The organism is Curtobacterium sp. AG1037 (genome assembly GCF_003349855.1).
Lineage (GTDB): Bacteria > Actinomycetota > Actinomycetes > Actinomycetales > Microbacteriaceae > Curtobacterium > Curtobacterium citreum.
In genome coordinates, this window is sequence record NZ_QQAO01000013.1 from 57,533 (window position 1) to 77,018 (window position 19,486).

General features: G+C 73.3%; 20 protein-coding genes. 9 read left to right on the plus strand and 11 right to left on the minus strand.

Annotation, left to right across the window (positions count from 1 at the left end):
• Positions 1-53 precede the first annotated feature (53 nt).
• The 4 genes from DEU32_RS15800 to DEU32_RS15815 all read right to left on the minus strand — a co-directional run bounded on the left by DEU32_RS15800 (position 54) and on the right by DEU32_RS15815 (position 3,706).
• Positions 54-1,649 (minus strand): MFS transporter, encoded by a 1,596-nt coding sequence (locus tag DEU32_RS15800; RefSeq protein ID WP_114851380.1) that lies wholly within the window; start codon positions 1,647-1,649, stop codon positions 54-56.
• A 127-nt stretch (positions 1,650-1,776) separates the two neighbouring features.
• Positions 1,777-2,517, minus strand: a complete 741-nt coding sequence (locus tag DEU32_RS15805; RefSeq protein ID WP_114851381.1) for a phosphatase PAP2 family protein — start codon at positions 2,515-2,517, stop codon at positions 1,777-1,779.
• Positions 2,514-3,140 carry a DedA family protein gene (locus tag DEU32_RS15810; protein ID WP_114851382.1) on the minus strand — a complete coding sequence of 209 codons (627 nt, stop codon included), beginning with the start codon at positions 3,138-3,140 and terminating at the stop codon, positions 2,514-2,516. The genes DEU32_RS15805 and DEU32_RS15810 overlap by 4 nt, the downstream gene beginning before the upstream one ends.
• Entirely contained in the window at positions 3,137-3,706 is a 570-nt protein-coding gene (locus DEU32_RS15815) for a DUF2127 domain-containing protein (RefSeq protein WP_114851383.1), read from the minus strand. Before DEU32_RS15815 ends, DEU32_RS15810 begins: the two co-directional genes overlap by 4 nt.
• Before the next feature lie 108 nt (positions 3,707-3,814).
• On the opposite strand from DEU32_RS15815, the gene DEU32_RS17595 reads away from it, so the two are divergent.
• On the plus strand, positions 3,815-3,937 hold the full coding sequence (locus DEU32_RS17595) for a hypothetical protein (protein ID WP_257222049.1): 123 nt from the start codon (positions 3,815-3,817) through the stop codon (positions 3,935-3,937).
• 60 nt (positions 3,938-3,997) lie between these two features.
• Here the strand turns inward: DEU32_RS17595 and DEU32_RS15820 are convergent, their stop codons facing one another.
• The 5 genes from DEU32_RS15820 to DEU32_RS15835 form a co-directional block, all read right to left on the minus strand.
• On the minus strand, positions 3,998-4,663 hold the full coding sequence (locus DEU32_RS15820) for a response regulator transcription factor (protein ID WP_114851384.1): 666 nt from the start codon (positions 4,661-4,663) through the stop codon (positions 3,998-4,000).
• Positions 4,660-5,700 (minus strand): sensor histidine kinase KdpD, encoded by a 1,041-nt coding sequence (locus DEU32_RS15825; RefSeq protein WP_141862789.1) that lies wholly within the window; start codon positions 5,698-5,700, stop codon positions 4,660-4,662. The genes DEU32_RS15820 and DEU32_RS15825 overlap by 4 nt, the downstream gene beginning before the upstream one ends.
• Positions 5,697-6,458, minus strand: coding sequence for a phosphatase PAP2 family protein (locus tag DEU32_RS15830; RefSeq protein ID WP_181819317.1), 762 nt, complete (start codon positions 6,456-6,458; stop codon positions 5,697-5,699). Before DEU32_RS15830 ends, DEU32_RS15825 begins: the two co-directional genes overlap by 4 nt.
• A gap of 283 nt (positions 6,459-6,741) precedes the next feature.
• Complete coding sequence (locus DEU32_RS17310) at positions 6,742-6,894, minus strand: hypothetical protein (protein WP_181819318.1); 153 nt, start codon at positions 6,892-6,894, stop codon at positions 6,742-6,744.
• 136 nt (positions 6,895-7,030) lie between these two features.
• Positions 7,031-7,600 (minus strand): uridine kinase, encoded by a 570-nt coding sequence (locus tag DEU32_RS15835; protein ID WP_258554898.1) that lies wholly within the window; start codon positions 7,598-7,600, stop codon positions 7,031-7,033.
• Between the two features lie 71 nt (positions 7,601-7,671).
• Here DEU32_RS15835 and lepB point away from each other — a divergent pair, with 71 nt between their 5' ends.
• The 3 genes from lepB (at position 7,672) to DEU32_RS15850 (ending at position 10,348) form a co-directional block, all read left to right on the plus strand.
• A complete protein-coding gene (gene lepB / locus DEU32_RS15840; protein WP_258554899.1) occupies positions 7,672-8,385 on the plus strand; it encodes a signal peptidase I in 714 nt (237 codons plus the stop codon).
• Positions 8,386-8,431: 46 nt separating this feature from the next.
• Positions 8,432-8,848: an HIT family protein gene (locus DEU32_RS15845; protein WP_114851388.1), complete on the plus strand. Its 417-nt coding sequence runs from the start codon at positions 8,432-8,434 to the stop codon at positions 8,846-8,848.
• A gap of 732 nt (positions 8,849-9,580) precedes the next feature.
• The gene (locus DEU32_RS15850; protein WP_114851389.1) at positions 9,581-10,348 is read left to right on the plus strand and encodes an SDR family NAD(P)-dependent oxidoreductase; all 768 of its coding nucleotides are present in this window, start codon (positions 9,581-9,583) and stop codon (positions 10,346-10,348) included.
• An 87-nt stretch (positions 10,349-10,435) separates the two neighbouring features.
• Here the strand turns inward: DEU32_RS15850 and DEU32_RS15855 are convergent, their stop codons facing one another.
• Together DEU32_RS15855 and DEU32_RS15860 are read right to left on the minus strand one after the other, a co-directional pair.
• Positions 10,436-11,116: a response regulator gene (locus DEU32_RS15855; protein WP_258554900.1), complete on the minus strand. Its 681-nt coding sequence runs from the start codon at positions 11,114-11,116 to the stop codon at positions 10,436-10,438.
• Entirely contained in the window at positions 11,113-12,756 is a 1,644-nt protein-coding gene (locus DEU32_RS15860) for an ATP-binding protein (RefSeq protein ID WP_258554901.1), read from the minus strand. Before DEU32_RS15860 ends, DEU32_RS15855 begins: the two co-directional genes overlap by 4 nt.
• Before the next feature lie 188 nt (positions 12,757-12,944).
• Between DEU32_RS15860 and DEU32_RS15865 the strand changes: the two genes are divergently transcribed.
• From DEU32_RS15865 to DEU32_RS15885, 5 genes are all read left to right on the plus strand, one after another.
• Positions 12,945-14,369 (plus strand): cation:dicarboxylate symporter family transporter, encoded by a 1,425-nt coding sequence (locus DEU32_RS15865; RefSeq protein WP_114851391.1) that lies wholly within the window; start codon positions 12,945-12,947, stop codon positions 14,367-14,369.
• A gap of 25 nt (positions 14,370-14,394) precedes the next feature.
• Positions 14,395-16,266, plus strand: coding sequence for a phosphoenolpyruvate carboxykinase (GTP) (locus tag DEU32_RS15870; protein ID WP_114851392.1), 1,872 nt, complete (start codon positions 14,395-14,397; stop codon positions 16,264-16,266).
• Positions 16,266-17,873, plus strand: a complete 1,608-nt coding sequence (locus DEU32_RS15875) for a glyceraldehyde-3-phosphate dehydrogenase (protein ID WP_114851393.1) — start codon at positions 16,266-16,268, stop codon at positions 17,871-17,873. The genes DEU32_RS15870 and DEU32_RS15875 overlap by 1 nt, the downstream gene beginning before the upstream one ends.
• A gap of 140 nt (positions 17,874-18,013) precedes the next feature.
• Positions 18,014-18,721 (plus strand): HAD family hydrolase, encoded by a 708-nt coding sequence (locus tag DEU32_RS15880; protein WP_181819319.1) that lies wholly within the window; start codon positions 18,014-18,016, stop codon positions 18,719-18,721.
• Positions 18,718-19,464 carry an ABC transporter permease gene (locus DEU32_RS15885; protein ID WP_114851395.1) on the plus strand — a complete coding sequence of 249 codons (747 nt, stop codon included), beginning with the start codon at positions 18,718-18,720 and terminating at the stop codon, positions 19,462-19,464. Before DEU32_RS15880 ends, DEU32_RS15885 begins: the two co-directional genes overlap by 4 nt.
• Positions 19,465-19,486 lie beyond the last annotated feature (22 nt).

The window sequence follows — 19,486 nt, forward strand, 5'->3', positions numbered from 1 at the left end:
CCGAGCGCCGACCAGCCGACCAGCCGAGCGCCGAGTGTCGCCGCCGCCCCGCCTCACACCGACGCCTGCGTCCCCCGCACCCGCCCCACGACGACGTCCACGATCCCGGCGAGCAGCGCCGCCCCCACGAACGCGAGCGACACCCCGAGCCCGAGCGGCAGCCCTTGCGCGTAGTCGCCCTTCGAGCTGGCGAGCGCCGAGTAGAACACACTGCCCACGGCCGCGATCCCGATGGCCGACCCGACCCGGGCACCGACCTGGATGAGCCCACCGGCCGAGCCGCCCTGCTGGACGGGGACCTCGGACAGCGTCAGGGTCTGGTTCGGCGAGATGGTCAGGCCGGAGCCGACACCGGCGACGAGCAGCGGCACCACGAGCCACCAGCCGAGCGACGGCCCGTAGTGGTTCGCGACCACCCAGATCACGCCGCCGAGCCCGAGCAGCACCAGGATCGTGCCGAACACGATGAGCTGCCGCCCGAACCGGGACACGACCCGACCGCCGATCGTCGACGCGACGCCGGACCCGATCGCGAACGGCACCGAGGACGCCCCCGCCAGCAGCGCCGAGTAGTGCAGGCCGGACTGCAGCGCGAGCGTCAGCACGAAGAACAGCGGGGTGAAGCCGGCGAAGTACACCGTCGCGAGCCCGACACCGAGCGAGAACGAACGGCGGCGGAACAGCCCGAGGTCGATCACGGGCTCCTTCGTCCGCGCGTACCGCCGTTCCCAGAGCACGAACAGCACGGCGAACACGACCGCGGCGACGACGAGCCACCACTTCGCGTTGCTCTTCCACTCCTCGGACTGCACGAACGGCAGCAGCAGCGCGACGACCGCGGCGCCGAGCAGGACGATGCCGACGGGGTCGAAGTCGTGCTTCCGCCCGCGCTCGGCCTTCGCGGTGGCGGGCAGGTAGCGGAAGGCCAGGAGGATCGTGATGAGTCCGACGGGCAGGTTCACGAAGAACACGAACCGCCAGCCGTTCTCGGTCCCGAACGCCGTGATGAGCAGCCCACCGACGAGCGGGCCGATCGCCGTGGCGATGCCGACCGTCGCTCCGAACAGGCCGAACGCGGTGCCGCGCTCCTTCCCGCGGAACAGCTGCTGGATGAGCGCGGTGACCTGCGGCGTGAGCAGACCACCAGCGAAGCCCTGCACCAGGCGCGCGATCACGAGCACGAGGCCGTTCGGCGCGAAGCCGCAGAGGGCACTCGCGAGCGTGAAGAGCGCGACGCCGACGATGAACATCCGTCGCCGGCCGGAAGCGTCGCCGAGCCGGCCTCCGGGCACGAGCAGCAGGCCGAACGCGAGCGCGTAGCCGGACAGGATCCACTGCACGGCCTCGGGCGAGGCACCGGGCAGGCCGCTCGAGATGGACTCCAGCGCGACGTTGACGATCGACACGTCGAGCAGCACGATCCCGCCGCCGAGCAGGCAGATGACGAGCGCCTTCCAGCGGTTCGGGTCCGGCTGGTAGTCGTCGCGACCGCCACCGCCGCCCGACGGGCGGGCGCGGTCCGGGGCGGTGTCCTTCGGGGCTTCCGGTGGGGTAGCCGTTGGTGCGGCGGTGGCGGCGTGGTGCGCGCCGTGGTGTGCGACGGAGGGAGCCGCATCGGGCTCGACGGGTTTGCGGTGTTCGGCTGCCATGACACGCCCACGCTAGGCTCCGGCCCCTGCGGGGTCCGGAGCGTGCGGTCCGCGGCTTGTCCCCCGTCCACGCGACCAGGCGACGGACTGGAGGCACGTGGCGGGCCCGCCACGGGCCTCCGGGCCGTCAGCGGGTCGCGTCCGCCAGCTCGGGGACGCGCACCGTCACGTGCGTGTCCACCGCGATCGCCAGCGCGGTGATCATCATCGACAACCCGACCGACGCGAGCGTGTCCGTCAGCCAGTGGTAGCCCAGGTACAGCCGGGTGACGACCTGCGCCGTGATCATCAGCGCCGCGAGCGCGAACAACAGGACCGTGACCCACCGACGGTGGGTCCGCGAGGCGACGAGGAACGCCCCGATCAGGAAGAAGTCGCTCGCCCCGAGCACGTGCCCGGACGGGAACGAGAACGTGTGGTCGGGCGCGAGCAGCATCAGCCCGACGGGCGGCCTCGGGTGCCGCACGATCGGCGCGAGCAGCTGCGCGGTGGCGACGCCGAGCACCATCCCGCACGCCAGCAGCAGCGCCCGCCACGCGTGCCGCGCGAGGAGCGCCCACACCACGGTGACCACGAGTACGATGATCGGCATCCCGACCGGCCCGAACACGGTCGCGAAGAACGCCGACACCCCGGTCAGGTCCCGGTCGCGGTGCGCGTCGAACCACTGCTCGACCGGTCGGTCCAGGTGCTGCACGCCGCTGTGGCCGAGCACCCCGACGAGCATCGCCGAGAACACGGCGGACCCGACGACGGCGAGCACGACGGCCCCGCGGAGCAGGACGGCCCGCTCGGTACGCCCGACGGTCCGGCGCTCCGGGGTGAACTTCGTGTGCCACCAGCCGGGTGCCTGCGTCGCGGCGGTCACCGTTCGACCCGGGCTGTGCGACGGCGGCGGACGAGGGCTCCGACGACGAGCGGGAGCACCGAGACGACGACCACGACGATCATCACCGCGTCGATGTGGTCCGCCACGAGCGGGACGCCACCGAGCAGGACCCCGGCGGTGACGAGCACCCCGACCCAGGCCACGGCGCCGACGACGTTCCAGGTGGCGAAGCGCCCGAGCGACATGCGCGCGGTGCCGGCGGCGAGCGGGACGTAGGTGCGGACCACCGGGACGAACCGGCCGAGCACGAGCGACGCGGCACCCCAGCGGGCGAAGAACGCCTCGGACTCGTGCAGCCGCGCGGGGGTGAGCAGCCGCGCGCCGGGGCGGAACAGCCGCCGGCCGACACGCGCGCCGAGGGCGTACCCGACGAAGTCGCCCACGACGGCGGCGGTCACGGCGACGAGCGCGACCTCGCCGGGTGTGACCCCGAGCGTGGCGCTGAGGATCGCGGCGGTGACGAGCAGCGAGTCCCCGGGCAGGAACGGGAACAGGACGCCGGACTCCACGACGACGAGGAGTGCGATCCCGGCCAGGACCCACGGCCCGAAGGCGTGCAGGACCGAGGCGGCGTCGAACAGGTGCAGGGCGGCAGGGGTCACTGGGCGGTCCTCCAGGCGGGGTCGGTGGGCGGGTCGGACGGGGCTCGACGGGCACTCCGGCCGAGCACGCTGCGCACGGCGTCGCCGAGGCTGCGGTGGTGCCGCCACTCGCGCACGGTGAGCGCGACGATGACGACGTCGAACAGGGTCAGGAGTGCGAGCCCGACGCCGGGGTGCTGCACGAACTCGACGCCCTGCCAGACCACGAAGCCGCCGAGTGCCGCGATCGCCCACGGGTACAGCCGTCGTGACCCGCGGAAGATCGCGGCGACGATGCCGAGCTTCACCAGGCCGTGCACGACCAGGTACACCGCGGCGAACAGCGTCGCGTCCGCGCTCAGCGCCGCGACCCCGTGGCGGACGAGGTGCGCGACCGGGTCGCCCGGGTCCTCGCGGAGCTCGCCGGCGGTCAGGAGCCGCGCGACCGCCTCGACCTGCGCCGGCCGGAGCACGAGCAGCGGCAGGCCGACGAGGAGCTCGACGAGCCCGTCGACCGCCTTGAGCGCGAAGCCGACCAGGAAGACCAGGTCGAACCAGCGCTCGCGGGTCCGTGGTGTGGTGCGCATGGCACCAGCGTCGGACCGGGTCTCCCAGGAACGGCCAAGGCTGACGATCCGTGCAGCCTTGCTGCTTTCTGGGGCGATCCGCTCCACGCTGTCGGACGAGGAGGCGTCATGGGCGTGTGGATCGGTGTGGCAGCGGCGGGGATCGCGGTCCTCGGTGTGGTGAGTGCGGGGGCCGCCCTGCTCGCGGTGGCGGTCGAGGCGGAGCGCGAGGGGCTGCTCGACCCCGAGTGACGAGGGTGCCGGGCACCGGGCGCAGGGCTCCGCGGACGCGCGGGCCCCGTCCGCTCCGCGTCAGGCCGGGGTGCCGAGCCGGTAGCCCTTGCCCCGCACGGTCGCGATGAGGTCCCGCTCGGTCTTCTTCCGGAGGTAGTGCACGTACGTGTCGACCGTCCCGAGCTGCTCGCCGTGCTCGAACACCGCGGACAGCAGCTGCTCGCGCGAGAACACCCGGTCCGGCTCCGCCGCGAGCACCGCGAGCAGGTCGGACTCCCGGTCGGTCAGGGCCACCCGGCCGCTGTAGGGCGAGTGCACGGTGTGGTCGTCCGGCCGGAACGACCAGCCCCCGATCTCGAACGAGGGCCCGAGGTCCACCGGCGCGCGGGTGAGCGCCCGGAGTCGGGCGTTCAGCTCGTCGAAGTCGAACGGCTTCACCAGGTAGTCGTTCGCGCCGGCGTCGAGCCCGGACACCCGGTCGTGCACCTCGCCGAGCGCGGTGAGCACGAGCGCCGGGGTGGCGACCCGGAAGCGCCGGAGCTCCCGGACCACGTCCAGGCCGTCGCCGTCCGGCAGGCGACGGTCGACCACGAGCACGTCGAACAGCCGGTGCAGCGCGGCCTCGAGCGCGTCCACCCGCGTTGTGACGAGTTCGACCTCCCACGACGCCGACAGCACGTCCCGCACGATCGGCCCGAGGCGCGGGTCGTCCTCGACGAGCAGGACCCGTCCGCCGCCGCTCATCCGCGCCGCCGCCGTCCGGTCACACCGGCGAGCGGCAGGGTCAGCGCGAACACGGTGCCGGACGGACCCGTGCGCTCCACCCGCACGTCGCCGCCCGCGCGGACGGCGACGTCCTTCACCAGCGCGAGTCCGATGCCGTTGCTCGTCCGGGTCGGCCCGCCGGTGGCCGGGGCGTCGCCGTGGGCGAACCGGTCGAACACCCGCCGCGGCGCGATCCCGGTGATGCCCTGCCCCTCGTCGCGGACCCGGATCACCACGCGGTCGCCGACGACCTCGTTCTCCACCCACACCGCGCCGCCCGTCGGACTGTGCCCGACCGCGTTGTCGACGAGCGCGACGAGGCACCGCCGGAGCTGCGTGGGCGTGACGGCCAGGACGCCCTCGCCCGGGGTGACCACGAGGTGCACCTGCCGGTCGCGGGCCAGGACCGCCATGTCGTTCGCCGCCGCCGCGAGACCGGCGTCGAGTTCCGCCACGGCGGCTTCGTCGGTCCGGCCGGCCGCGGTGGCGAGCAAGTCCTCGACGACCTCGGCGAGGGCGCGGGTGTCCGTGCGGAGCTCGTCCGCGACCGTGCGCTCGGAGCTCGCGGCGGGGAGCATCGCCTGGAGCTGCTGCACCCGGGCGCTCAGCACCGTCAGCGGCGTCCGCAGCTCGTGGCTCGCGTCCGCCACGAACGTCCGCTGCAGCCGGTACGCCTCGGCGAGCGGCCGGACCGCACGTGCGGCGATGAGCCAGGTCGCCACACCCGCGAGCACGACGGCCGCACCGCCGACGACCAGGACCGCGATGAGCAGGTCGACGGTGTCCAGGTAGACGTGGACGTCCTCGGCCCCGTGCCGCTCGAGCTGCTGCGCGGGGGTGAGCTGCCACGCCACGTAGGCCACGACGAGCGCGACGACGGACACCACGAGCGCCGCGGAGACGACCGCGACCCGCAGGCCGATGCGCACGGCGGACCGTCGGTACTCGCGGCGGTCGGGGTCCTGGTCGGAGCCGAGGCCGACCGCCGTGCCGATCCGGGTCAGCCAGGGCTTCACGAAGCGTCCTCCTCGTCCGCGCGGTGGCGCCCAGTCTGCTCCCCCACGACCGCCGCGCGCTCGTCCGGCGTCCGGAAGCGCTCGACGCGGGCTGCTCCGCGCTGCACCACCCGCGTCAGCACCAGGTCGACCCAGACGATCCGGGCGACCGGCGCCACCGCGAGCGCCCACGCCACCGACGCGACGACGTCCGTCGGCCAGTGCACCCCGTCCACGGCGAGCGCCGTCGCCACGACCAGCACGACGACCCCGCCGAGCACCGCGAGCACCCGGCGGCGGGGACCTGCCGGCACGAGCATCAGTCCGGCGAGCACGAGCGCCACCACGAAGACGGTGTGCCCGCTCGGGAACGACGCGTCGGGCTGCACGGGGACGAACGGGTGCGGCAGCAGGGACCCGTCGGGTCGCGGCCGCCCGACGACCACCTTGAGCAGGTCGGACGGGATCCACGTCAGCGCGACGACGCCGGCGAACGCCGCCGCCGTCACCAGGCGGCGGGTCCGAGCCCACACGAGCCCGGTCAGGACGACGGTCAGGAGCACCGCCGGCACCGGCTCGAACAGGGTGTACACCGCTGAGCCGACCGCGCCGAGGACCCCGACGTGCAGGCTGTTGAGCGCTCGGGCGAGGCCGGCGTCCACCGGGTGCGCACGGAGGACGAAGCCGACGCCCACGAGGAGCACGACGACGACCACCGCCCGCTCGACGATGCGACGCCGGGTCGGACGGGCTGGGGACACGGGCAGTGGGGTGGTCACTCGGACATCCGACGGCAGATGCCCCAAGAAACGTCGAAGAAGCGTGACGATCCGGGCGCTCGACTCGTCCCAGCAGTGTCATGAGTGCGATCAGGACCTCACGCGACCCCCGGACCGACCGAACCGACCGGACCACGGGACCGTGCCAGAGCACCTTCGACCGCTGGCGGTGTCAGCGGGAGGTGGGTCACGACGGCCTGCACTGCGCGGGCGGCGGTGGCGACACCGCGACGTGGAGCGACGCCCTGTCGGGCCGCGACCTACGAGCCCTCCGAGGCGCGCGTCAGGGTCGGTAGTCGCGCCGCCGCTGGTGGTCGCTCTCGTTGTCCGCGAGCCACCTCGCCGCATCCGGCGGCACGCCGGGCCCGCCGTGGTTCGCGTCGAGTCCTCGCCCGACTGCACCCAGCACCCCGACCAGCCAGTTGATGAAGCGCATCGCGACCCCCTTGCACCGACCGTACCGGCCATCTGCACCCACCGCACCCGTCGGCCGGCGGTGATCCGTGCCTCCGGTCCGGGATGGAGGCACGGTGCGGGCCCGACGCGCACGTCACGCAGGCGGCCTGGTCGCGTCAGCCGACCCAGTGGACGTCGGCCTGGTCGCGCGGCGCGAAGCGCGCGACGAAGTCGCGTTCGTTCGGCACCCAGACCTCGCGCCAGAGCGTGTCATGACTGCGGCCGAGGGCCGCGTCGCGGGCAGTACCACGCGCGACGGCGAGCTCCAGGTCGACGTCGCACCAGACAGCAAGGTCGATGGACGACAGCGCCTCTGGGTGGAAGAGACCGATCAGGTCGACCACGATCACCTCCGCCCGAGGCAGCGCCTCCTCGGGACCGAGCGCCCGCGTCGACCAGTCGTAGCGCCGGAAGGACCCGGGGCGCGCGGATCGGTGCGGCTCGAGGACCGTCTTGACGAGTCGCCGGCGCTCCACACCTTCCCAATCGCTCGAGCGTCGGTGGGACCGCGCCGGATCGAGGAAGTCGTCCCCGCGGATCCGGACCGCGCCGGGCAGCGCCGAGACCACTGAGCGAGCCAAGGTGGACTTGCCGGCGCCGCAGAACCCGGAGATGCCGACGACGATCGGGCGTCCGGCGTCGTCCGGCGCCTGGTGCACCCGATCGACCAACGCTGCGAGATCCACGGAATCAGCCTAGTGAGACGGGCCAGCGCACGGTGGCGCTCGTCATCCGCGCGCTGCCCTACGCTGCTCGCATGGGGGCACGGATGGCGCGACGCGCGGGACCGCGGAACGGGGTGCTGCGGTTCCTCCGGGACATGGTGGTGATCCTGCTCGCAGCCCTGCTCGCGTCGTTCCTCGTCAAGACCTTCGTCATCCGCAGCTTCTCGATCCCGTCCGGTTCGATGACGAACACCCTGCAGGTGGGCGATCACGTCGTCGTGAACGAACTCGCCGGCCTGCACCGGGGCGACGTCGTCGTCTTCCGGGACGCCGACGGGTGGCTCGACGTCCCGGGTTCCCCCGAACAGGTCGCCGCGCGGACGCCGACGCTCCTCGGCCGGACGCTCAGCACGGTCGGCTTCGGGCCGGACACCGACGGCCACCTGATCAAGCGGCTCATCGGACTGCCGGGCGACCACGTCGAGTGCTGCGACGCGCAGGGGCGGATGTCGGTGAACGGCGTCCCGCTCGTCGAGCCGTACGTCCTCGCACCCGAGGGCGACCCCGCGTCGGGTGTCCCGTTCGACGTCACGGTTCCCGCCGGACGGCTGTGGGTGATGGGCGACAACCGGTACGGCTCGGCCGACTCGCGCTTCCACCAGGACCTGCCCTCGAAGGGGTTCATCCGGGAGTCCGACGTCGTCGGGCGGGCCGTGGTCGTGACGTGGCCGGTCGCCCGGTGGTCGTGGCTCGACGACCACCCCGAGGTGTTCGCCGGTGTCGGGCGCGAGGAGCAGGGCGGGTAGACACCCTGGCCACCGGCGGAGCGTAGGCAACGTGCAGACTGGGCCGATGGACCCGTGCCCGTTCTGCCGCATCATCGAGGGCTCCGCACCCGCCGTCTGGGTCGAACGCGAGGAGCACGCCGTCGCCTTCGCTCCCCTGCCCGACTCGTCGCTCGCACCCGGGCACACCCTCGTCGTCCCGGTCGAGCACACCCGGGACCTGCTCAGCGCCGGGCCGGTCGCCCTCGCCGCGACGACGGCGCTCGCGCAGCGGGTCGCCCGGGCGATGCGCGGCGCCCTCGGGGCCACGGGCACGGTGCTGCTGCAGGCCTCCGGAGCGGATGCCGGCCAGAGCGTCGCGCACCTCCACGTCCACGTGGTCCCCTGCTGGCCGGACGACGGCACGACCCACTGGCCCTCGCCGCCGTCGGCCCACCGGTTCGACGGGGACCCGCACGCGGCCCTCGCCGAGATGTTCGAGTAGCCGGGGTCCGCGTCCCGGGGCTTCGCTGCCCAGGGCCGTCGAGTGAGCAGACGAAGTCGGGTGCGCTCGGGCGACCCGACGTCTGCTGCTCCATCGACGGCCGCTCGGCGCCCGCGCGGCCGTACGATCGGTCCGTGTCCCGCTCCGGCAAGCCCTTCGCGCAGTTCGCCACGCGGCTGCCCGACGGCCGCACCGTGGTGGAGGTGACCGTGTTCGACCCGTTCATCGTCTCCGTCGTGCTCGTCGCGGACGGCAAGCGGGACGCGCTGGACCGTGTCCGGGCGCTCGGCGGCCGGGACGTCCACGTGTCGAAGCGCTTCCAGCCGAGCGGCGGCGCCGTCGAGGCACTCCTGCGCGGCGGGGAGGACGGGGTGTTCGCCCCGGAGCCGGTGGACGGCTCGTGGCTGCCCCTGTCGGAGCTGCCGGCGTTCCTCGACGGGACCAGCCCCTGGCTCGTCCGGTACGACACGAGCGCGTTCAACCGCTCGTTCGTGGTTCCTCCGCCCGTCGAGTGCGCAGACGACGTCGGGTGTGCTCGGGCGACCCGACGTCTTCTGCTCCATCGACGGCCAGGCCAGGCCCGGCCCGGCCCCGGCGCCCGGCCCCGGCGCCCGGCCCCGGCGACGAGACGCCGCTCACCCTGCGCGAGACCTCAGCACATCCGCCGGACCCCGCCAGCCGGTCCGGAGCACCGTGGGGGGGCACCACGACCCCGCCCCACCAGGAGGAACCATGCTGCTCGAGGGCAAGACCATCGTCGTCACCGGCGGCAACAGCGGCATCGGCGAGCAGATCTGCCTCGCCGCCGCAGCCGAGGGCGCGAACATCGTCATCGACTACGTCGCCCACCCCGAGGAGACCGAGTCCCTGATCGACCGCATCGAGCACGCGGGCGGCCACGCGGTCGGCGTCGACGCGGACATCACCCACGCCGACGACCTGCACCGGATGGTCCAGAAGGCCGTCGACGCCTTCGGCTCGCTCGACGTCCTCGTGAACAACGCCGGGATCGAGGACCGGAAGTCGCTGCTCGAGGAGACCGAGGACGGCTACGACAAGGTCATGTCCGTGAACATGAAGAGCGCGTTCTTCGGCACCCAGGCGGCCGCGAAGCAGTTCATCGCGCAGGGCAACGGCGGCCTCGTCCTGAACATCTCGAGCGTCCACGAGGACTGGCCGATGCCCGGCAACCTGGCGTACTGCGTCGCCAAGGGCGGCATGCGCATGCTCGCCCGGAGCGGCGGCGTCGAGCTCGGCCCGCACGGCGTCCGGATCGTGAACATCGCCCCCGGCGCCGTCGACACCCCGATCAACACGGCGACGACCTCGGACCCCGACGAGCTCAAGCAGCTCGACGACGCCATCCCGCTCGGTCGACCCGCGAAGCCGCACGAGATCGCCGAGGTGGTCGTCTTCCTCGCCTCCGGCAAGGCCGCCTACATGACGAGCACCACCGTCACGATCGACGGCGGCATCTCGCAGGGCAGCGTCGGTCTGTAGACGGGACCGCACGACGGACGGGAGGATCGTGGCGGCGCCGCCACGATCCTCCCGTCCGTCCCGTGGCGCGTCAGCGCCGATGTCGGGTCAGCGCAACCAGCGGTACTCGTACTCGGGCCGACCCGGCCCGCGGTGCCGCACGTCCTTGTCGACCTGGCCGGCGGCGATCAGGTGCTCGAGGTATCGCCGCGCGGTGACGCGCGAGGTCCCCGTGGCCTGCGCGACCTCGGTGGCGGACGTGCCCCCGTCGGTGCCGATCAGCACGGACCGGACCGTCTCGAGCGTCTCCGGGGCGATGCCCTTCTCCGACTCGGCCGGCGCCGCCGGTCGCAGTTTCCCGAGCCGCGCGTCGATGTCCGCCTGCGTGAGCGACCGCCGGTCCTCGAAGCCCCGGCGGTACTCCCGGTACGTCGTGAGCCGGTCCGCGAAGGTGCGGAAGCTGAACGGCTTGACGAGGTACTGGACGATCCCGAGCGCGATCGCGTTCCGCACGCCCCGGACGTCGTTCGCGGCGGTGACGGCGATGACGTCGACGGCGGAGCCGGCGGTGCGCAGCGCGCGGACGAGCTGGAGGCCGTGCGCGTCGGGCAGGTTGAAGTCGAGCAGCACCAGGTCCGGCTTCGCGGCGGCGACCGCGGCGAGCATCTCCCGACCGGTGGCGGCGGAAGCGACGACGGTGAAGCCGTCGACGCGGCCGACGTACGCGGCGTGGGCCTCGGCGGTGAGCGGCTCGTCCTCGACGATCAGGACGCGGATCACGTCCGTCACGCGGGCACCTGCCGCGGCTCGAGGTCGACCACGAAGGTGCTGCCGGTCGGGCCGGTGTCGACGGTCATCGTCCCGCCGATGTCGGCGAGGGCCGAGCGGACGAGGTCGAGTCCGATGCCACGCCCCTCCGGCCCGGACGGCTTCGTCGACCAGCCCCGCTCGGCGGCGGCGGTGACGTCGGCGATCCCGGGGCCGTTGTCCGCGACGACGATGCGGGTGCGTCCGTCGTCCTGCGTCGTGACGGTGACGGCGACCCGCGGACCGCTGGGCCCGCCGGTGTGCTCGGCCACCGCGTCGACGGCGTTGTCGACGAGGTTCCCGAGCACCGTGATGACGTCGCTCGCCGGCGCTGCCACCGGAGCGTGCAGGCCGTCGGTGTCGGCCACGAGCACGACCCCGCGCTCGTGGGCCTGCGCGCGCTTGGCGTGCAGGACGGCGGCGAGCACCTCCGGGGTCACGACCAGGGGGCCGTCGTCGGGGTGCCCTCGCGGATCTGGGGCTTCCACCCCTTGCCGGTCGATCCGGTGCCGATCGATCTCGTCGGACGCGAACCGGATCGCCTCGTCGACCCGCCCGAGCTCGAGCAGCGCCACGACGGTGTGCAGCCGGTTCGCGAACTCGTGCGTCTGCGAGCGGAGCGCCCCGGTCAGCGTCCGCGTCGCCGCGAGCTCGCCGGACAGGTGCAGCAGCTCGGTCTGGTCGCGGATCGTCGCGACCGTGCCGATCGGCTTCGCGGAGCCCCGCGGGAACGCCAGCTCCTGGTTCACGACGAGCACCCGGTCCGCCGTCACGTGGGTCTCGTCGACGGCGCGGTCCCCCGACGCCAGCAGTGTGCGGAGTCCGTCCGGGACGTCGAGCGCGGCGAGCGGGATCGGCACCTGGCGCTCGGCGGGCGGGGGCAGGTGCAGGAGCTCGGCGGCGCGGTCGTTGTGCAGGACGACGGCCCCGCTCCGGTCGATCACGACGAGTCCCTCGTGCACCGAGTGGAGCACGCCCTCGTACGAGGCGAAGACCCGCGCGAGCTCCTCGGGCCCGCGGCCGGCGGTGACCCGGCCGAGGTACCGGCTGAGCAGCCACGAGAACAGCGCGGACACGGCCACGACGGCCAGGGCCAGCGCCACGACGGACCCGAGCCGCGGGACGAGCGCGGTGGAGATGTTCGCGACGGTGACGCCCGCGGCGACGAGCCCGACGACCTTCCCGTCCTGGTCGGTGATCGGCGTGACGGCCCGGACGGAGGGGCCGAGCGTCCCGGCGAACGTCTCCGTGAAGGTCTGCCCGTCCAGCGCCGGGGCGATCGTCCCGCGGAACGGCCGACCGATCTCGGCACGGTCCGGGTGCGTCCACCGGGTGCGGTCCGGCGCCATGATCGTGATGAAGTCCGTGTGCGTGCGCCGCATCAGGTCGAGTGCGTACGGCTCGAGCCGCGCCGAGGGATCGGCGGTCGCCGCCTGCTCGACCACGAACGGGTTCCGGGCGATCGAGACGGCGAGCGCGGTGCTCTTCTCGGCGGCGTCGGCCTGCAGGTCCGCCCGCGCCGATGCCCAGCTCCACGCGCCGCCCACCGCGACGCCGACCACGACGAACAGCAGCTGCAGCGCGAAGAGCCGTCTGGCGATGCTCCACCGTCTCGGTGCCACGGTCCGACCCTCCTCGCCTCGTCGCGGGACCACCATTCTGCGACACCGCACGGCGGTGTGGGGGCATCCGTGAACGCAATGAACGCAAGTCACGCCCGGCCCACGGTCCGCGGCAGGGTGGGCCCGTCCCCCCGGGGAACGAGCCGACCGAGGTGACGACGCCCCGGTCCTGACGACAAGGAAGTCTCATGGCATCGACGCACTCGTCCACCGCACGCCCCGTCCGGCGGCGCGGGCTGGACCGTTCGCACTGGCTCTACATCGCGGTCATCGTGGCCGTGCTCGCCGGCATCGTGGTCGGGCTCACCGCCCCGACGTTCGCGGTCGGCCTCAAGCCCATCGGGGACGGCTTCATCGCCCTCATCAAGATGATGATCGCCCCCGTCATCTTCTGCACGATCGTCCTCGGCGTCGGCTCGATCGCCAAGGCGGCGACGGTCGGCAAGGTCGGTGGGCTCGCGCTCGGGTACTTCATCGCGATGTCCACGTTCGCCCTCGCGATCGGCCTGGTGGTCGGCAACCTGATCCACCCCGGCGACCACCTCGACATGTCCACCGCGAAGTACGACCCGCCGTCGGGCTCGACAGAGGACGCGTCGTCGACGTCCGGGTTCCTGCTCGGGATCATCCCCGCGACCCTGGTGTCGTCGCTCACGAGCGGCAGCATCCTGCAGACGCTCTTCGTCGCCCTGCTCGTCGGCTTCGCGCTCCAGGCGATGGGCGAGAAGGGCGCGCCGATCCTGACCGGGATCCGGCATCTGCAGGCCCTGGTGTTCCGCATCCTCGCGATGGTGATGTGGGTCGCGCCGGTCGGCGCCTTCGGAGCGATCGCCGCGGTCGTCGGTGCCACCGGTGTCGCGGCGCTCGTCGCGCTCGGCACGCTCATGGTCGCCTTCTACATCACCTGCATCGTCTTCGTCGTCGGGGTGCTCGGGCTCCTGCTCCGGCTCGTCACCGGCGTCAACATCTTCCGGCTCATGAAGTACCTCGGCCGCGAGTACCTGCTCATCGTGTCGACGTCCTCGAGCGAGGTCAGCCTGCCCCGCCTCATCGCGAAGATGGAGCACCTCGGCGTCTCGAAGCCCGTCGTCGGCGTCACCGTGCCGACCGGCTACTCGTTCAACCTCGACGGCACGGCCATCTACCTGACGATGTCGTCGCTGTTCATCGCGAACGCCCTCGGCACCCCGCTGAACATCCCGGAGCAGATCTCGCTCCTGGTCTTCATGATCATCGCCTCGAAGGGCGCGGCGGGCGTCACCGGCGCCGGCCTCGCGACCCTCGCCGGCGGTCTCCAGGCGCACCGTCCCGACCTGGTGAACGGCGTCGGGCTGATCGTCGGCATCGACCGGTTCATGTCCGAGGCCCGCGCCCTGACGAACTTCACCGGCAACGCCGTCGCGACCGTCCTGGTCGGAACCTGGACGCGCCAGATCGACAAGGAGCAGGTCGAGCGGGTGCTGTCCGGTGCCGCGCCGTTCGACGAGCGGACCATGTCCGCCGACGAGCACGGCGCACCGGCCGCGGCCCCGTCGGACCAGCAGGAGCGCATCTCGACCGAGGCCGTCCGCACCATCGTCCAGCCCGAGCGCCAGGCCGCCACCCGCCGGTAGTCCCCCCGACACGAGGAGATCGACGATGATCACGAACCCCAACCACACGACGCCCGCCCCCGCCACCGTCCCCGGTTCACCCCGTGTCGCCCTGGAGGCGTGGGTCGCCCGGGTCGCGTCCCTCACCTGCCCCGATGCCGTCGTCTGGTGCGACGGGTCACCGGACGAGACCGCTCGCCTCACGCAGCAGCTCGTCGACGAGGGCAAGCTGATTGCCCTCGACCCGGAGCGTCGACCGAACAGCTACCTCGCCCGCTCGGCGCCCGACGACGTCGCCCGGGTCGAGGGTCGGACCTTCACGTGCTCCCGCACCCCGGAGGACGCCGGCCCGACGAACCTCTGGCGGGACCCGGACGCCATGCGTGCGGAGCTGGACGGCCTGTTCGCCGGGAGCATGCGCGGCCGGACGATGTACGTCGTGCCGTTCTCGATGGGTCCGGTGGGCGGTCCCATCTCGCAGCTCGGGGTCGAGGTCACCGACTCGGCGTACGTCGTGCTCAGCATGGGCAAGACCACGCGCCTCGGGCCGGAGGTGCTCCGCGCGATCGGGGCCGGCGTGCCGTGGGTCGCGACCGTGCACAGCGTCGGGATGCCCCTGCGCGACGAGGCCGGCAGCGAGCGGCCGGACGTGGCGTGGCCCTGCGCCGGGACGAAGTACATCGTGCAGTTCCCCGAGACGCGGGAGGTCTGGTCGTACGGCTCGGGCTACGGCGGCAACGCGCTGCTCGCGAAGAAGTGCTTCGCGCTCCGGATCGCGTCGGTGATGGGCCGCGACGAGGGCTGGCTCGCCGAGCACATGCTCCTCATCCGGTTGACCTCGCCGGAGGGCCGGGCGTTCCACGTCGCAGCGGCGTTCCCGTCGGCCTGCGGCAAGACGAACCTCGCGATGCTCCAGCCCGCGCTGCCCGGGTGGTCCGTCGAGACCATCGGCGACGACATCGCCTGGCTGCGCCCGGCTCCCGACGGCCGGCTCCACGCGATCAACCCCGAGGCGGGACTGTTCGGCGTCGCACCCGGTACCGGCGCCGACACGAACCCGGTCGCCGTCGAGACGATCGCCGCCGACACGATCTTCACGAACGTCGCCCTGACCGACGACGGCGACGTCTGGTGGGAGGGTCTGACGCCGGAGCCGCCCGCGCACCTCGTCGACTGGACGGGTGCGGACTGGACCCCGGCCAGCGGGACCCCGGCCGCGCACCCGAACGCCCGGTTCACCGTCGCGCTCGACCGCTGCCCGTCGCTCGCGGCCGACGTCGACGCAAGCGTGCCGATCGACGCCGTCGTGTTCGGCGGCCGACGCTCGACGAACGTGCCGCTCGTGGCCCAGGCGCCGACGTGGGCCGAGGGCGTGTTCATGGGCGCGACCGTGTCGTCCGAGCGCACCGCCGCGGCCGAGGGGACGGTCGGCGAGCTCCGCCGCGACCCGTTCGCGATGCTGCCGTTCTGCGGCTACGACATGGCCGAGCACTGGTCGCACTGGCTCGACATCGGCGAGCAGCTCGGCGCCGGGGCCCCCGCGGTCTTCCAGGTGAACTGGTTCCGCAAGGACCAGGACGGCAGCTTCCTGTGGCCGGGCTTCCGCGAGAACGCCCGCGTGCTGGAGTGGATCGCCCGCCGGGTCGAGGGCGCCGTCCCCGCGGTCGAGAGCCCGGTCGGCCTGCTCCCCGACGTCGCGGACCTCGACGTGCGGGGGCTCGCGATCTCGGACGCGCAGCTCGACGCCCTGTTCGCCGTCGACCCGGACTCGTGGCTCGAGGAGTGCCGCCGCACCGAGGAGTTCCTCGACGAGTTCGCCGGCCGCTCCCCCGCGGTCTTCACCGCCGTCCTCGACGAGCGGCGGGCAGCCCTGCACGCCGCCGCGGCCGCCCCTGCCCGCACCCCGCAGGTCGTCTGATGGCGACCTCGCCCAGCACCACACCCGGCGCGCAGCCCAGCGCGCCGCCGTCCGCGGCGGACCGCGCACGACTGCAGCGCGCCTGGACCGACAAGCTCGCCGCCGCCGAGGCGATGGTCCCCCTCATCGGACGCCTGTACCGCCGGGACGACGTCGTCACCTCGGTGTACGGCCGGCCCCTCGTCGGCGAGTCCCCGATCGGGATCGTCAAGGCGCACCGCTCCACGCGCCGGGTCGACGAGACCGAGCTCCCCGTGACCGAGAGCCTGGCGATCCTCACCGAGCTCGACGCCATGACCCTGTCCTCGGCGTCCGTCGACCTCGCCGACCTCGCCGCCCGCCACCGTGCCGATCCGCTCGGCACGCCGCTCCGCGAGTTCCTCGAGGACGAACTCTTCCTCGCCCGCGGCGCCGCACCGCGCGACGGCCCCGACGGTCCCCGCCCCGCCCCGCGCGACGTCGTCCTGTACGGCTTCGGTCGGATCGGCCGGATGCTCGCCCGGATCCTGCTCGAACGCGCCGGCGAGCACGCGCCCCTCGCGCTCCGCGCCGTGGTCGTCCGTCGCCGTGGTCCCGACGACCTGGTGAAGCGCGCGAGCCTGCTCCGCCGGGACTCGATCCACGGCCCGTTCGCCGGCACCGTCACGGTGGACCCCGAGCACGACACGATCACCGCGAACGGCACGCTGATCCAGTTCCTCTCGGCGGACGCCCCGAGCGCGGTCGACTACCGCGCCCACGGCATCGAGGACGCGATCGTCGTCGACAGCACCGGCCGCTGGCGGGACGCCGAGGGTCTCGAGCAGCACCTGCTCGCCCCCGGAGCCGCCCGGGTGCTCCTCACCGCGCCGGGCACGGGCGGGGTGCCGAACGTCGTGCACGGCATCAACCACGAGCAGGTCGGTGACGCCCCGGTCGTCAGCGCGGCCTCGTGCACGACGAACGCGATCGTCCCCGTCCTCAAGGCGGTGTCCGACGCGTACGGCGTCGTGCACGGCCACGTCGAGACCGTGCACTCGGCGACGAACGACCAGAACCTCGTCGACAACTACCACCCCGCCGACCGGCGCGGGCGGGCGGCGGGATTGAACATGGTGATCACCGCCACCGGTGCGGCGCGCGCCGCCGAGAAGGCCCTGCCCGAGCTGCGGGGTCGGCTCACCGGCAACGCCGTCCGCGTCCCGACGCCGAACGTGTCGCTCGCGGTGCTGCACCTGACGCTCGCCCGGCCCGTCACGCGCGACGCCCTGAACGGGCTGCTCCGCGACGCGTCGCTCACCTCGGCGCTCCGCCGCCAGATCGACTACGTCGAGTCCCCCGAGGTCGTCTCGACCGACTTCCTCGGCAGCCGCCGCGCGGGCGTCGTCGACGGGCTCGCGACGATCGCGGACGGTTCAGAACACGTGGTCCTGTACGTCTGGTACGACAACGAGTCCGGCTACAGCCGGCAGGTCCACCGGATCCTGCAAGAGATGGCGGGTGGCCGTACGACGGCACTCCCCGCCACCCCGGCCGGGAGGCGCGCAGCAGTCCGCCCCGCTGCTCCGGCGGGCGCACCCACCGCTCCGGAGCAGCCCGTCGCGACCGCCGCCCGTCCGGGCGGGTAGGTTCTGGCGCACCGAGCCAGCACCGCACGATGAGGACACGATGGCAGCCACCGACAACGCGCAGTTCGTCCGTGGGCCCTCCGAACCGGCGTCCGCCGCCGGCGAGCCGGAGGCAGCGAACGCCGACACGATGTTCTGACGTGGCGGAGCACCTGCAGGCGGTCGTGTTCGACCTCGACGGGACGCTCTTCGACCACCGCGCAGCGGCGAGGACCGGTGCCACTGCGTTCCTCACGCACCTCGGGTTGCCCGCCTCTGCGCCGGCCCTGGGGCGGTGGGCGGCTGCCGAGGACGAGCACTTCGAACGGTGGCGGTCGGGCGAGATCGGGTTCGCCGAGCAGCGGCGGGAGCGTCTGCGCACGGTGCTGCCGGCGCTCGGACACCCACTCGACCTCGACGACACCGCGGCACTCGACGACCTGTTCGCGGACTACCTCCGGCGGTACCGAGCCGCGTGGCGAGCGTTCCCCGGGAGCCGCGACCTGCTCGACGAACTCCGGTCCCGTGGGTACCGCCTGGGGCTCCTGACCAACGGCGACGCGGAACAACAGTGCGACAAGCTCGCGCGGACCGGGCTCAGCGATGCCTTCGACGTCGTCCACGCGTCGGGGCGGACGGGCCTGCAGAAGCCGGACGAGCGGGCCTTCACCGGGATCGCGCGCGCCCTCGGGTTCGCCCCGTCCGCATGCCTGTTCGTGGGTGACGACCCCGAGCGGGACGTCGCCGGTGCCCGTCGGGCCGGGATGCGGGGGCTGCTCGTCGACCGCGAGGCCACCGGCCCGGACGCCGTGCGGGTGGCCGTCCTCAGCGCCCTGGAGCCGGGCCGCCCCGTACTGTTCGAGGCGTGACCGACTCGCTGCTGCACACGCTCGTCGGCGTGCTGCTGCTCGTGGCGGTCGCCATGGCCGTCCTGCTCGCGACCCGGGCCGAGGCCCCGTGGGCACCCGCCGTCGCGATCCTGCGCGGCGCAGCGCAGCTCGCGGTGATCAGCCTCGTGCTGTCCGGGGTCATCCGCTCACCCGTGTTGATCGCCGTCGCGCTCGTGGTGATGTTCTCCGTCGCGGTGGTCACGGCTGCCCGACGGCTCGGCACGCTGCGCGAGTCCGCGCTCCCGGTCGGTGTCTCGATGGCCATCGGCATCGTCGTCACGGGTGCGGTGGTGTTCGGCACCGGGGCGATCGAGCTGAGCCCGCGGTACGCGCTGGCCGTCGGCGGGATCGTGATCGGCAACGCGATGACCATCGCGACGATCAGTGGTCGCCGCTTCCGCGAGTTGCTCGTCGACCAGTGGGACACCGTCGAGGGGTGGCTCGCGCTCGGCGCTCCCCCGCGCCGTGCGACCGAGACCCTGGTGCGCCGTGCCGTCAGTGCAGCACTCGTCCCGACGGTCGACCAGACGAAGACGACGGGACTGGTGACCCTGCCTGGCGCCTTCGTCGGGGCGGTGTTCGGCGGGCTCTCCCCGCTCGAGGCCGGGCGCTTCCAGATCGTCGTGCTCGCCGCCATCGCGACCGCCGGGGCCTGCACGGCCGTGTGCCTGACGCGGTGGCTCGCCCCGGTGACCGTGCGCCCGACGGACGGGCGTCGCTGACGCACCGCGATCCTCCAGGCCG

Bases quoted from the DNA above. Each gene is read 5' to 3' on its own strand.
- DEU32_RS15800 (WP_114851380.1), bottom strand. From the start codon at position 1,649: ATGGCAGCCGAACACCGCAAACCCGTCGAGCCCGATGCGGCTCCCTCC.
- DEU32_RS15815 (WP_114851383.1), bottom strand. From the start codon at position 3,706: ATGCGCACCACACCACGGACCCGCGAGCGCTGGTTCGACCTGGTCTTC.
- DEU32_RS17595 (WP_257222049.1), top strand. From the start codon at position 3,815: ATGGGCGTGTGGATCGGTGTGGCAGCGGCGGGGATCGCGGTCCTCGGT.
- DEU32_RS15820 (WP_114851384.1), bottom strand. From the start codon at position 4,663: ATGAGCGGCGGCGGACGGGTCCTGCTCGTCGAGGACGACCCGCGCCTC.
- DEU32_RS17310 (WP_181819318.1), bottom strand. From the start codon at position 6,894: ATGCGCTTCATCAACTGGCTGGTCGGGGTGCTGGGTGCAGTCGGGCGA.
- lepB (WP_258554899.1), top strand. From the start codon at position 7,672: ATGGGGGCACGGATGGCGCGACGCGCGGGACCGCGGAACGGGGTGCTG.
- DEU32_RS15845 (WP_114851388.1), top strand. From the start codon at position 8,432: ATGGACCCGTGCCCGTTCTGCCGCATCATCGAGGGCTCCGCACCCGCC.
- DEU32_RS15850 (WP_114851389.1), top strand. From the start codon at position 9,581: ATGCTGCTCGAGGGCAAGACCATCGTCGTCACCGGCGGCAACAGCGGC.
- DEU32_RS15865 (WP_114851391.1), top strand. From the start codon at position 12,945: ATGGCATCGACGCACTCGTCCACCGCACGCCCCGTCCGGCGGCGCGGG.
- DEU32_RS15870 (WP_114851392.1), top strand. From the start codon at position 14,395: ATGATCACGAACCCCAACCACACGACGCCCGCCCCCGCCACCGTCCCC.
- DEU32_RS15875 (WP_114851393.1), top strand. From the start codon at position 16,266: ATGGCGACCTCGCCCAGCACCACACCCGGCGCGCAGCCCAGCGCGCCG.